The following is a 12876-nucleotide window of genomic DNA, read 5'->3' on the forward strand; positions in this document are numbered from 1 at the left end:
TCACACGAGGGAAGAAATGGTCTTGGCCATCCCCCCACGCGAATGCCGTCTGCGCAGAGCGGGGCCGCTTGCTCGCAAGGCGGCGCCGACCTGTGTCTGCCGGGAAGCCTCCGAGCCAATGCGCTCGACTACCGCATTGATCTACTCAGTCTTGCCAGTGCGACCGCTGGATCTTTGCGCGTAGCCAATTGCTAAAGCTCCGGGGCGCTGGTCGCTGGTCGCCTTCGCGGATCAGGGCGAAGTACCAGTCAGGCCCCTTCAAAACAGTGGGTAGAGGCGCAACAAGTTGTCCATCTCCATGAGCGGGCGAAAGAGCGTCGGCGAAAGCTCCGAGACCCCTGACCTGCTGGTGGACGATATCCGCAAATTCTTCGGGAAGCTGATTGCCGCCTAAAGCAATCTGACGACAAGTGCTAGCTGTTTTCCATCCGGAAAATCTAACAAAAAGGTAAAGCGTTTCGCCGTTCATGAAACGATGCTGCTTTCGCCATTTTCTTTTCCTCGTTTGCGATGATCCGCGAAAAGAGGACATTGTTCCTGTGCCCGGGTTTACGAAAATGGCTTCCGTTCTCCCAGGCCACGTGCCTTTCGCAAATTGACGTCGAGACGCGCCTTCAACGTGCTCCAGCGCTTCTCCTCGTCGTCCGCGCGGCGCTGGACGGCCGCCTGATCGTTGTCGATTTCGGTGATTATTTCCGCGTGCTCGCGCTCCGCGTCGGCCAGCGCTAGCTCCGCCTTTTCCACTGCCGCCCTGCGCCGCTCCTTAGCCTTCGCCGCGGACGCCTCCTCCTTTCGGCGCTCGCTGTCACGCCGCTGCCGCTCCTTTTCGTATTCGGCTGCCGCACGGCGCTCGGCCTTCTCGTCCGCGGCCTTGGACTTGCCAGTGCTGGGTTTTTTCGCGTGTGGCTTTCTGCTTTGCTCCGGCGCATCGTCGAGGGTGGCTGGCAGGTCAGCGTGCTCACTGAACGGCCCGTTCGTCCCCAGCGTCCGCCGCAAGACGACGCCCGGCTTCTTCATCGCCGCCGCGATGACTTTGGGATCGTCGGACACGGTCGCGAATCCCAGGTGGAATAGGTTGATGCCAGACCCCCAGGCTTCGAGCGCCGCCTTCATGGAGGGCGCCGCGATGGCGAGATCGTAGAAGCCCTGAGAGGTCTGAAAGACTTTGAGCTTGCGCGGCATGCAGCTTCGGTACCTCTTTCGTTCAAGCTGAAGCGCCGGTTAGTCCATTTCCTTTTCCGCCTTTGGCAGCCAGCGCCAGACTCCAAGCACGTTGACAACCAGGAGGATCACATTCTGGACAATCAGCGAGGCCTTGCTTTCCAGCCATCCGTCCGCTGACCAGGCAATGGCAGCGACGATGAATATCACAAACCCCGCGAAAGTGATGCGCGCGTTCCAATTCACGGCGACGAGCGCCGCAGCCAGGATCGTCGTCGCGGCTGCAAATGCTCTCAGCACCATCATCGGGTCCATCGCTATCCCTTCTGCCGAAAGACCGCCCGCTAGAGCGGACAGCCCATTCTTTCGTCGCGGCCTCAGGCCGCCTTCTGGTTCATGCTGTCCAGCGCCATCTTGTTCAGCTTCTGGTCCGTCGCCTTTTCCTCGTCGAGGTTCTGCTCGAGCACGGAAGCGCAATCGTTGCGGCCTAGCTTCTTCGCCCATGCAATCAGCGTGCCGTAACGTGTGACCTCATTGTGCTCGACGGCCTGTGCGGCGGCGGTGGGCGCTGCGTCAAGGATCTGGTTGTCGTCGACGTCGCCGGCGACCTCGCTTGCTTCCTTGCGAATGCCGTCGATCACAGGACAATCGACGCCCTTGGCCTGGACGCCATTCTTCTTAAAGATCTTCTCCAGGCGCACGACCTGGTTCTTTGTCTCGGCAAGGTGAGTTTCGAAACCGTTTTTCAGGGACGGCTCGGTTGCCTTCTCGATCATGTCCGGCAGTTTCTTCGCGATCTGCCGTTCTGCGTAGCAGATATCCTGCAGGGTGTGTACGAAGAGGTCGTTCAGCGTTTTGATGTCTTTAGTGAAAAAGCCCAAGATGTCCTCCGAGGTGTCTTTGACACCAAACTAGCAGGCAGGCGGTGAGTTCCTTCGTGAGGAATTTCCCGATGTAGCCGGCCACCCATCTGGCAATCCGCCGCCGCGAACGCTCAGGACGCCCTGCGCTCCAGCTTTGTGCCGGGCCATGCTTCCAGCAAGGCGTCCACTCCACCTGCTCGCCGAACCTGTTGAGGTAGGCGCCCATCATGGCATCATGAGTTTCGTCGGCGGAGCTGCAGAGAGCATCTGTCAGGAGGATGACCCGAAAGCCCCAGTCGATCGCACAAAGGATCGGTGCCAGACACAACTAGAACGGCCCAAGTCTCTCCCGACTATGCAGCGCGATTTGAGAGGTGCCGCCTGCTCGACAGATAGCGGAGCAGTGCTGGCAGCTTCATGGCATTCAAAACACTCTTTGCCGGCACGCCGCCCTTCCGGGCCGTCTCCACGCCCCAATGCATATGATCGAGTTCGCCGATTGAATGGGCGTCGGGATTGATGCTGAAGATGCAGCCATGGGCGAGGGCTTTCTCATGCCAGCGCCAATCGAGATCCAGCCGCCAGGGATGAGCGTTGATTTCAACGGCGACGCCGAATTTTGCGCAAGCCCTCAGTATCTTGTCGATGTCGATCTCGTAACCTGGTCGACGGGTGAGTTGCCGGCCCGTCATGTGGCCTAGAATGGTCGTGTAAGGGTTCTGAACCGCCCGTATGATTCGATCGCTCTGGTCCTTCTTCGTCATCCTGAAGCGGCTGTGGACACTGGCGACAACGAAATCAAAGGTCGCAAGAATCTCATCGGGATAATCGAGAGAACCGTCCGCCAAGATGTCGGTCTCAATGCCTTTGAGAATCCGAAATTCTTTCCCGTAGAGCCTGTTCAACCGGTCCGCCTCACGGTGCTGCTCTTTGATCTCCTCGATGGACAGGCCGCCGGCGTAGTGCGCGGACCGCGAGTGGTCGGCCACCCCGAAATACTCGAAGCCACGATCGCGCGTGGCATTCGCCATGGCCTCCAAGGTTTCGGCGCCATCCGAGGCATCGGTGTGGCAGTGAACGATGCCGTGCAGGTCAGCATCGCTGACAAGCTTCGGAAGCTTGTTCCTCTCTGCTTTCTCAATCTCATTGCGGCCCTCGCGCAGTTCCGGCTCGATGAATTGCAGGCGCAGCGACTCGTAGATGTCCGCTTCGGTTGCCGACGCGATCAGCTTCTTTCCACGATAGAGACCGTCCGGCCGCAGCTCCATTCCCAGCTCTTTTGCGCGTTCGTGCAACAACCTGACATGCTCAGCCGAGCCCGTCGCATTGAGCAACTGTGCGCCAAAATGCCTTTTGTCGGTAATGACGAGGTTCAAGCCGCCGCTTGGCTTGTTCTCGGCTGGTTGCTTGGCTTCCGCGACAACCGCCAGATCGGAGACAAGTTCGCTGCCGCGGCGGAAATCGCCGGCGACCTGAAGCTTTACAAATTCAGGATGCCGCCGCCTGAGGATCTCCACGGCATGCTCAAGCAGGGCAGCTGCCTTGTGCAGATGCAGCTGCGTTTCGGCGGATCGCGCAATCGCAAGATTTTGCAGCACCTTTGTCTGCAGCGAGGCGCCGAGACCCTTTGTCTTGGCGATCAGGCCGTCCTTGGCCGCGGCCTCCAAGTCCTCAAGCGATGAAACGCCGAGCGACTGGTGAAGCTTGAGGATCTTGTCAGGACGCAGTCCCGGAATCGAGAACAGTTCGAGCACACCTTCAGGCACATCCTTGCGGAGCTTTTCGAGGCTTGGATGCGAACCGGTCTGGTGAAGCGTCGTAATAATATCGGCGATCGCATCGCCGATCCCTCGCAGCTCCGTCAGCCCGCCCTCCGCGATGATTTGCTCCAGGGGTTCCGACAACGCGCGGAGGCTGTCGGCCGCACGCAGATACGCCTTCGCCCGGTAAGGATTTCCACCCCGCAGGGAGGAACGCTGAGCATACTCCCGGAGCAAACGGGCTACGGACTGGGTATCGAGCCTTGCCATGACACGAAAACGATCTGGCTACGATCGCGTTCCAGCCGTGTGGCTAGCGGGCCGATGATTATCACACCCGAAGTCATTCATCCGCTCGGATACTTTCATGGCGCGCCTACGAAGGCCGCGTGGGGCGCGATCGCCGACGAAGGTAGCTACCGATGACGCGCGAAAACGCATGGCGGACCTTTCTCGGTTTTCTTGGTGAGTTTGATGCTCTGCCTGGCCTTGGCCGGACATTCCGCCGTCTCTACACAATCGAAATTCCATATGGCAGGGGCCATTGGCAACTGAGGGCGACAACCTCAAAGGAGAGAGAGATGGTCTTGGCCATCTCTCCCCCGCGATTGTCGCCTGCGACAGAGCGAGGCCGCCCGCTCGCAAGGCGGCGCTGACCAGTCATCCGCCGAATTGACCCGATCCGTCCCGCTCGACGCGCAGCCCAGCTCCGCTCGCCGGCATTCGCCCCCCTCTCTGCCGCGCGCTCACGCGCCCCCGGAAGGCATGCCGAGGGGCATGCCTTCGGCATTTACGGGAAAGGACCAGAACCATGACCATCCATGCAAGGAGTGCGGAAACCACGATTGCCGGCGTAAGCGGCTCGGAGGTTTTCATTCCGCTGAACAGGTTGAAGAAGTCCCCGCGCAATGTGCGCAAGACGCCGCATAGCGAGGCGATCATTGAAGCCTATGCGGCAAGCATCTCCGCCAAAGGCATGCTGCAAAACCTTGTGGTCGAGCCTGAGCTTGACGGTGAGTGCATTGAAACGGGCTTCTATCTCGTCACCATCGGCGAAGGCCGCAGGCTGGCGCAGCTTTTGCGCGTGAAGCGCAAGCAGATCAAGAAGAACGAACCGATCCGCTGCGTCATCGACACCAGGAACGATCCGCATGAGATCAGCCTGGACGAGAATGTCACGCGCGAGAACATGTCGCCTGCCGATCAGTTCGAAGCGTTCCGGCGGCTCAGCGAGGAACGTGGCTGGGGTGCCGAAGAAATCGCCGCCCGCTTTGGCATCACCGCCCATGTCGTGCGCCAGCGTCTGCGGCTTGGTGCCATCAGCCCCAGGCTGATGCGGGTCTATCGAGATGGCGATCTGACGCTCGACCAACTGATGGCTTTTGCCATCACCGACGATGCCGCCCGGCAGGAGCAGGTTTTCGAAAACCTCCCCTACAATCGCGAGCCCTACCTCATCCGCCGCGAACTGACGCGAACCCATGTCGCGGCTGGCGACCGTCGCGCTGTCTTCATCGGTGCGGCGGATTATGTCGACGCGGGCGGCATGATCATCCGCGATCTGTTCACCGATGATCGCGGCGGCTTCTACGACGATCCGGCTTTGCTCGACCGCATGGTTATCGAGAAGCTGCAAGGCATCGCCGAAACGGTCAGGCAAGCCGAGGGCTGGAAATGGGCTGACGTCCATATCGACTTTCCGCATGAACATGGTCTGCGTCGTCATTACCCGCAGCCCGTGGTTTTGTCGGAAGAAGATGAAGCCGCCTATCGAACGGCATTCGATATGTTCACCCAACTGACGGAAGAATGGAGGAGCGCGGAGGAATTGCCCGACGATGTCGATCAGCGTTTCGGCGAGCTTGAAACCGAGATGGAGCGCGTCGATGCACGCGCCACGCCTACGACCCGGAGGTCGTCGAGCGCGGCGGTGTGTTCGTTGTGCTCTCCCATGACGGAACGGCGCGCATCGAACGAGGCTTCATTCGTGCCGAAGACGAATTGCCCGCACCGGAAGCAGGCGGCGAAGGCTACACCATCAATGGTGATGGCGAGATCATCGAGGCGGATGCCACTTCGGACCCCAATCATGGAAATGATGAAGACGCGGAGGAGGACGGCAACCCGCTTTCCGATCTTCTCGTCCGCGACCTGACTGCCCACCGCACGCTCGGCCTTCGCCTTGCGCTCGGCGAGCAGCCGGACATTGCCCTCATCGCTGTAACGCATACGCTTGCCGCGCAGGCCTTCTATCAGGGCATGGAAGTCCATTGCCTGGAAATCCGGCCGACGAGCACGTATCTCGGCGGCCATGCCGATGGCATCGAAGACACCGCAGCGGCCAAGGCGCTGGCGGATCGTCATGCCGGCTGGGCAGCGGACATCCCGGCCAATGTGGCAGACCTGTGGGGCTTCATCGGCGCGCTTGATCCTGCCAGCGTCATGGCCCTGTTTGCGTACTGCGCCTCGCTCACCGTCAATGCCGTCAAGCAGCCCTGGGATCGCCGGCCGCGCGCCCACGAGACAGCGGATAGGCTGGCGGCAGCGCTTGGGCTCGACATGACGGCACATTGGACGCCGACGGTGCGCACCTATCTCGGGCGGATCACCAAGGCGAACATCCTCACGGCAGTCGAGGAGGCTGCGGGCAGTGAAGCGGCGGAAAGGCTTGCGGCGTTGAAGAAGCAGCCGATGGCCGAAGCTGGCGAGCAGTTGCTGGCCGGGACCGGCTGGCTGCCCGTGCTGCTGCGGACCGTGGAGCCCGCGCCGGTTGCTGACCCGCTAGATATCGAAGCAGGGGACACTATCGCGGGCGAGGCTTCCGCAGCCGACCAAGTATCCTTGGACGATGCACATGCGGCTTATTCCGAGCGCGACGACGCGAGCGAGGCAGGTGAGGGCTTCGACGTCGCTGCCGAATGAATGACAGAATCCGGAGCCGCAAAAGCGGCTCTGGTCACCCGTTAGAATTCTCCGGCCCCGCTGTTCAGCGTGGCCGGGGACCTCGAGCGCACAACATCGAGGACAAGGCAAGGCGGTGGCGGCTCCTCTCATGGCGATGCCTCGTCCACCACGTTTCTGTTCCTGCTTGACGAATGGCACGACGGTCCATCGGTTCAGCTTGACGCGTATTCCCCCGGTTTGATCTCGACCATGCCCGCATTGCATCATGCGGATAAGTCCCCTGGGTCGTTGAGAGGCTCGGGGTGTGATCGTCTGACCCTCAGGGATGCCGTGTCTGCATCCATGCCGCACTGACGACGTAACGCCAGCGCGAGCGTCCTGACTTGATTTCCATTGAACGGCGGCGGCAATCGCCGCCTTGCCGCCAAGAATGAGCGGGGTTTCAGATCGGCCCAGGAGCGTGCGCGGTCCAGATGAGAAGCGCGACCCCATGACCATTGCGGCGGTTCCTCCTCATATGGCGGCGGGCCACACCCACTGCGTCCTCGAATGGATTGGGTCTGACCGAAGACCCGGCTTCGCCTCGATCGTCTTCCTGCAACGTCCAACGTTGGCTTTTTTCCGCCGCCGGCCCAAAAGGCCGGCTTTGCATCGCGAAACAAAAAAGCCAGCGCTGGCCGCCTTCCACTCCGTTCCAGCCCGAAGGACCACCCCATTGCGCAGGCGCAACGGGGCCCCCGGTGGGTGCAGACCGATCGTCTCCGGTCTCAAGACCTCCATCGAGGACGCGATAGGCGCGGCCCGATCAAACGGAAGGAACCACCACAATGGCTACCATCGGCACGTTCACTAGTACCGCCAAGGGCTTCAAGGGCGCGGTCAAGACCCTCAACCTCAACGTCATGGCAGTCGATTTCGTCCCCGCCGAAGGCGACAACGAAAAGGGTCCAGACTACCGCATCTTCGCCGGCGCCACCGAATTCGGTGCGGCATGGAAGAAGACCTCGCGAGAGGGTCGCGACTACCACTCCGTCAAGCTCGACGATCCGAGCTTCCCCGCTCCGATCTACGCGAGTCTGGTCGAGACCGAAACGCAGGGCGAATTCTCCCTCATCTGGTCCCGCCGCGCCGCCGAGTGAAATCGGCACCAAGCAAAAGAGAAGCCCCGTCCGGCGGCCGGGGCTTCTCCATGCTCAGATCCGCCACCGCCCAAGAGATAGGCGGTGCAACGGGGCCGACTAGGTCTTGGCAGGACTTTTGCGCGGTTTCTTGACGGGCGACTTCGCGATCGCCGCCTTGGTCGCCGCAGTCACCGCGCGCGCAGCCCGTTTCAGCTTGGGGGTCCCGGCCGGTGTGGGCTCCGCCGGCTTGCGCCCGAGCCCGGCAGCCTTTGCCAGCGCCGAGCGGGCGGCAGCGTAGTTCGGCGCCACCATCGGATAATCGACGGGCAGGCTCCACTTCGCCCGGTATTCGTCAGGGCTGAGATTGTAGTGCGTGCTGATGTGTCGCTTGAGGGATTTGAATTTTTTCCCGTCCTCCAGGCAGATGATGTAGTCCGGCGTCACCGACTTCCTGATCGATACGGCAGGCTCCAGTTTCACCACGGGCTCGGCCGCAGGCGCACCGATCCCCTGCAATGCAGCATGAATGTCGCCGATCAGCTTTGGCAGTTCAGCAACCGGCACCGGGTTGTTCGCCACGTACGCGGCGACGATATCAGCAGCGATGGAGACGAAATCAGCTTTGTCCTGCTGCTCGTTTGAAATGGTCATGGATACTTTTCCTCTGGTCATCGGATCGGCAAACGTGTTGGCGAAAAGTCTTTTTCAGCAAACAAGAAAACAAATCGTTAGTCTCGCAACACTGCTCGCCGCATTGTGAAATTTCAAGACACCAAGCTTAGCTTCCTTCGTGCTGATCGGCAGTGGAGAAATCTTGCCCATAGCCTTCAGGGAAGCGAGGGGACTTTCCCTCGCTTCCCCGCCATTGCCGTCTGTTGCAGAGCAGGGCCGCCGGCTCGCAAAGCGGCTGACTGATCAAACCGATCCAACCATCCAAATGAGTTGCATCCGCCTCGCTCGACCGCGCAGCCCGGCTCCGCGCGACCGCATTGGCCCCCATCACTCCCGCGCGCTCACGCGCCCCCGGAAGGCATGCCGGGGACATGCCTTAGGCTTTGACGAAAAAGGAGTGAGCAAAATGAACATCATCACGAACACCAGCGGCACCAACAACGGCCAGCAGCAGTCTGTTACCAGCGGCTTTCGCGTGGACATCTCGCGCGGCGAGCGCGTTGGACGCGTTTCGTCGGAATGGTTTTCGCGCCCCGACGATGAGCGGTATCTGTCGCTGACCGAGCTTTACGACGCCGTGCGCGCCCGTGCGGACCGCGCCACCGCCCGGACCGTCGAGAGCCGGGCAGTAAGGGTTGAGGCAAGCCGCGAAAATGCGGAAAGACTTTCGCTGATTGTTCCTGGACAGGACCAGCCGATCGCACCCACGCATTGGAGCTTCGGCCAGTTGTGCAGCCTTATCGGTGCACCCGCAACCTACATGCGCCAGCTACCGGCGCCGCTCGCTGGCATCAACCTGCAGCACGGCCTGCTTTCCCATCGAGCCGAGCTTGTGAAACCTTGGAGGCGGAAGACGGACGTATCGAGCTTCGCGCCGTCACCGGCCCGGACTATGGCCGCATCTGGGACCATGAACTTGTTGCAGCGGTCATGAAGATCGCGGGGAACGGCACAGGCGACACCATGTGGAAGGTGCCGGGCGTGCTGGACTGGGCGACCATGACGCATAACCCCTTGGTCGACATCACCAAGGACACCACCACGCTTTACGCCAGCGACCGCGACGTGTTCCTGTTTCTGGTGGATGACACCCATCCCATCGAGGCGGGACGCCTGCCGAACGGAGAACCAGATTTATATTTCCGTGGCTTCTATTGCTGGAATAGCGAAGTGGGATCAAAGACGCTCGGCATAGCGTCATTCTATCTCCGCGCGGTCTGCATGAACCGCAACCTTTGGGGTGTCGAAGGTTTCGAAGAAATCAGCATCCGGCATTCGAAATTTGCTGCGCAGCGTTTTGCCCACGAGGCAGCGCCGGCCTTGACCAGTTTCGCGAACTCTTCGCCCGAGCCGTTCATCGCCGGCATCAAGGCCGCACGCGAGAAGATCGTCGCCCGTAGCGATGACGACCGCGAAACGTTTCTGCGCAAGCGTGGTTTCTCCAAGGTGGAAACGGGCAAGATCATCGAAGCAGTTTTGCAGGAGGAAGGCAGGCCACCGGAAAGCATCTTTGATTTCGTGCAAGGGATGACCGCGCACGCTCGCACCAAATCCCATCAGGACAGCCGGCTCGAGCTTGAAGGAAAGGCGAAGGCGTTGCTGGAAAAGGCGATCTGACCGTCCGACATTGCGCGGCCGAAATTCGGCCGCGCAGGCTTCATGCCGGAATTTTCAGCCCATCCGCCGTCTTGTTCGACGGCGGCGGCCGCACGTGGTTGGCGGCCGCCGGGGGGGGGGGGGGGGGGGGCGGCGGCCGCTCGCCGGGCTCCGCCCGGCTCGCGACGCGACTGCGGTCACATCAACCTCAGAGAAAACGTGCAATCCACTCGATCGTCAACAACGCCAAAGTCCAATACCCCGGTAAGAGCAGCTTTCCAGTCTTCCTGGGCAACTTTGTGATCACGGCGTCTGCCCGCCCGTCACGGCTGCGTTGTGACGGAAAAGGCAGCGCCCAACCTGTTCTGTTGGCGATGCCGACACAGCATCGCGTGATGCTTGCTGACCCTCCTTCGCGGGGTCCCCCCTGGTGGATCCAGCCGTGCTGACCCTCACGCCTTCGCCAGATTTCCTGCCAGTCGAACCTTCTGCGGTGCTCGTCGAACTCGGCACGCATCGTCCTAGCCCGCAAGGATCCCATGCCGTCCATGACAATCGGATCGCCACACAGCTTCTCCTCCTTCCTGGCAGCAAGGCAAACCGGTCGCTTGCAGCCCTGATCCCGCTGGATTCGCAAACGCTCGGGCGCGTCGAAGCGCTCGTCTGTTTCTGGCGTGGCTATGACAAGAGGCCGGTGCCGCCGGATACGCGAATGACAATCCCGCAGCGACACGAACGGCGCCAGCTACCGTGAAATCGCCACCGCCTTTTATGGCAAAGAGCGTGTCGCCTCCAATCCATGGAAAACCTCGTCACTGCGCGAAGCCGTGATTGGTCTCGTGAGGGCGGCCGCCATGATTGGCGGCGGCTTGCGCTCCAACGAAGGTCGCGACTATCTCGGCCTCAAGCTTGACGATCCGAGCTTCACCGCTCCGATCTTCGCCGACGAGGAAGGCGACGATCACAGCCTCATCTGGTCCCGCCCGAACCGCCGCATCGGCGAGTAAATTGGTAGACGCCTCGCTCGCTTGCGGGCGGGGCGTCTTCAGATCCCGCAAACTGAAACGTTTCCTCCAAAGCTAATCGGACCGGTTGGTCAGGCGAACGCCGGCACCCCCGCCGTTCTCTGGGATAAACTGGATACCCGCCAATTCGAATGCGCGGCGCAATGCCTCAACAGTAACTTTGTTTGCCCTTATTGGTCCGGTCAACGGCTCTAATCGTTTAATTGTAGCGAGTGAAACCTTCGACCGTTCTGCAAGCGTTTTCTGATCCCATTGAAGCAAAGCACGCGCAGCTCGCACTTGGCCACTTGTAATTACCTCTATACCAAAAGTATCATTTGATGCCATGGGACTTGATTTTTCGCTCGAGTTCATCTAAATCGTCACTGCTACCGCTGCGTGCGCCCGAGGAGGGATACCTCTAAAGCACACGACGCAGGGGCTAACGGTCGAGCAGGGTGGTGGAACACCCTTGCCCGACCTGACCAGCGCCAAGCTGTGTGGAGCTCGGATCATGGCTGATTCCGACAATACCACGACTTTGTCTTCCGTCATGCAGGGACGGGAGTTAGTCAGTTCGTTGACCGCCGTCGACACACAAGGTTTGGCGGACTGCCTGGTCGTTGGTCAGCCTCTAGCCGATCCTGCGCTCACCCTGTCCCTTGCTTGGTTGGATGCGCACACTGCGACGCTGGCGTCCTGCGTCCGCCAGCAGCGTGCAGAGGGCGGGCTCTGGGAAAGAGGGGTGTTTTCGACCGCAGGCGAAGTCGTCGAGTGCGCGGAGAGGACCGACGCCGAACGCGTCTATCTCGACACCCGGCAGGTGGAGCAGGACGATGCTGAAAAGGCGGACGCCTTGCTGGCTGAGATTGCGGCGACGGCTGCCCAATCATTGGCGGGTGTGATCGCCAAGCTTGCGGTCGTCGTTCGTGAAGCAAACGACAACAGCGACCTTTGCGAATTTCCGCTTCCGCACATCCGCTCGGCATTGGCCGACCTGCGACGGCTTACGAATGATGCGGCGGGCGACCCGCCGGCCGGCTGGCCCCGTGGTGAGCCGATCGGCTCGCTGTTCGAGCAGTCCGCATCATCTTTTGCCGCCTGGCGCGCTTTCGGTGCGTGGTGCCAGGGCGATGACGAAACCTACCGGGGCTGGACTCAGACATTCAAGACACTGCACGGCGCAAACCAATAGGCCTCTCGACAATCATCGCCTGATCACGCAGCCCCGCCGCGCTCCCCCGTCGGCTTCGTCAATGACGGAATCCAAGGATTTCGCTCAACTCCGCGACACCCTATCAAATCTTTGACTAGGGAAAGACGCGGATGAAACCGGATACATCGCAGTGGCGTGATCCACAGGCATACGCATTCGTCAAAGGCGCTGCCGCCGATGTGATCGCCTGGGAGTTCCTGCGGCGCAATCCGCAGTATCAGCAAGACTTCGCAGCCTCCCGGTCAGCCAAGGCTCTGCGCGCATTGCGCAAGCGCTGGGGTTTGCAGTTTCGCCGCCAGGCCTGACCAGTCCGCAGTCGAACAATCCGTCTACTGGACGCCTCAAATTGACCCTGGCGTCATCAACCTCATCGAGGTTCCGCCGGGTCTGCACGGCGCGCAGGACAGCTCCCCCTTCGTTCCGCTTGCCGAGGGCCAGCGCGACGAGATCGGCCATCACACGCGTGCTGGTCCCAGCGGCACGCAGGTGGCGCTTCTCGGTGACCCGCAGCCGGGCAAGCCTTTGGCGGCCGTCATCCCGCTCGACGATATGGCACCCGACCGGCTCCTGGGGATTGAG

At 61.0% G+C, this 12876-nt stretch carries 10 protein-coding genes and 5 pseudogenes; 8 read left to right on the forward strand and 7 right to left on the reverse strand.

What is annotated here, in order from left to right; all coding sequences use genetic code 11:
• Positions 1 to 145 precede the first annotated feature (145 nt).
• From FJV80_RS23195 to FJV80_RS23220, 6 genes and pseudogenes are all read right to left on the reverse strand, one after another.
• Positions 146 to 469: a hypothetical protein gene (locus tag FJV80_RS23195; protein ID WP_142877498.1), complete on the reverse strand. Its 324-nt coding sequence runs from the start codon at positions 467 to 469 to the stop codon at positions 146 to 148.
• 80 nt (positions 470 to 549) lie between these two features.
• Positions 550 to 1182, reverse strand: a complete 633-nt coding sequence (locus FJV80_RS23200; RefSeq protein WP_142877499.1) for a cell envelope biogenesis protein TolA — start codon at positions 1180 to 1182, stop codon at positions 550 to 552.
• A 39-nt stretch (positions 1183 to 1221) separates the two neighbouring features.
• Positions 1222 to 1476, reverse strand: a complete 255-nt coding sequence (locus FJV80_RS23205) for a hypothetical protein (protein WP_095789499.1) — start codon at positions 1474 to 1476, stop codon at positions 1222 to 1224.
• Positions 1477 to 1538: 62 nt separating this feature from the next.
• Positions 1539 to 2042, reverse strand: a complete 504-nt coding sequence (locus tag FJV80_RS23210; RefSeq protein ID WP_142877500.1) for a DUF892 family protein — start codon at positions 2040 to 2042, stop codon at positions 1539 to 1541.
• Positions 2043 to 2211: 169 nt separating this feature from the next.
• Positions 2212 to 2346: pseudogene (locus FJV80_RS35235) on the reverse strand (cysteine hydrolase); the annotation flags it as partial.
• 31 nt (positions 2347 to 2377) lie between these two features.
• Positions 2378 to 4054, reverse strand: a complete 1677-nt coding sequence (locus tag FJV80_RS23220) for a DNA polymerase/3'-5' exonuclease PolX (RefSeq protein WP_142877501.1) — start codon at positions 4052 to 4054, stop codon at positions 2378 to 2380.
• Between the two features lie 541 nt (positions 4055 to 4595).
• Between FJV80_RS23220 and FJV80_RS23225 the strand changes: the two are divergent.
• Together FJV80_RS23225 and FJV80_RS23230 are read left to right on the forward strand one after the other, a co-directional pair.
• Positions 4596 to 6706: pseudogene (locus FJV80_RS23225) on the forward strand (ParB N-terminal domain-containing protein).
• An 809-nt stretch (positions 6707 to 7515) separates the two neighbouring features.
• On the forward strand, positions 7516 to 7827 hold the full coding sequence (locus FJV80_RS23230; RefSeq protein WP_095793401.1) for a DUF736 domain-containing protein: 312 nt from the start codon (positions 7516 to 7518) through the stop codon (positions 7825 to 7827).
• Positions 7828 to 7926: 99 nt separating this feature from the next.
• Here FJV80_RS23230 and FJV80_RS23235 read toward each other — a convergent pair whose 3' ends face one another.
• Positions 7927 to 8460, reverse strand: a complete 534-nt coding sequence (locus FJV80_RS23235; RefSeq protein ID WP_142877502.1) for a MucR family transcriptional regulator — start codon at positions 8458 to 8460, stop codon at positions 7927 to 7929.
• A gap of 427 nt (positions 8461 to 8887) precedes the next feature.
• Here FJV80_RS23235 and FJV80_RS23240 point away from each other — a divergent pair.
• From FJV80_RS23240 to FJV80_RS23265, 6 genes and pseudogenes are all read left to right on the forward strand, one after another.
• Positions 8888 to 10098: pseudogene (locus FJV80_RS23240) on the forward strand (DUF932 domain-containing protein).
• Between the two features lie 421 nt (positions 10099 to 10519).
• Positions 10520 to 10831: a hypothetical protein gene (locus FJV80_RS23245; RefSeq protein WP_142877503.1), complete on the forward strand. Its 312-nt coding sequence runs from the start codon at positions 10520 to 10522 to the stop codon at positions 10829 to 10831.
• Position 10832: 1 nt separating this feature from the next.
• Positions 10833 to 10892: pseudogene (locus FJV80_RS35240) on the forward strand (hypothetical protein); the annotation flags it as partial.
• 57 nt (positions 10893 to 10949) lie between these two features.
• Positions 10950 to 11084: pseudogene (locus FJV80_RS34640) on the forward strand (DUF736 family protein); the annotation flags it as partial.
• A gap of 511 nt (positions 11085 to 11595) precedes the next feature.
• A complete protein-coding gene (locus tag FJV80_RS23260; protein ID WP_246689032.1) occupies positions 11596 to 12276 on the forward strand; it encodes a hypothetical protein in 681 nt (226 codons plus the stop codon).
• 131 nt (positions 12277 to 12407) lie between these two features.
• Positions 12408 to 12602: a DUF6499 domain-containing protein gene (locus FJV80_RS23265; protein WP_095774577.1), complete on the forward strand. Its 195-nt coding sequence runs from the start codon at positions 12408 to 12410 to the stop codon at positions 12600 to 12602.
• Positions 12603 to 12876 lie beyond the last annotated feature (274 nt).

The sequence above is a fragment of the Mesorhizobium sp. WSM4310 genome, assembly GCF_007003935.1.
Classification (GTDB): Bacteria; Pseudomonadota; Alphaproteobacteria; order Rhizobiales; family Rhizobiaceae; genus Mesorhizobium.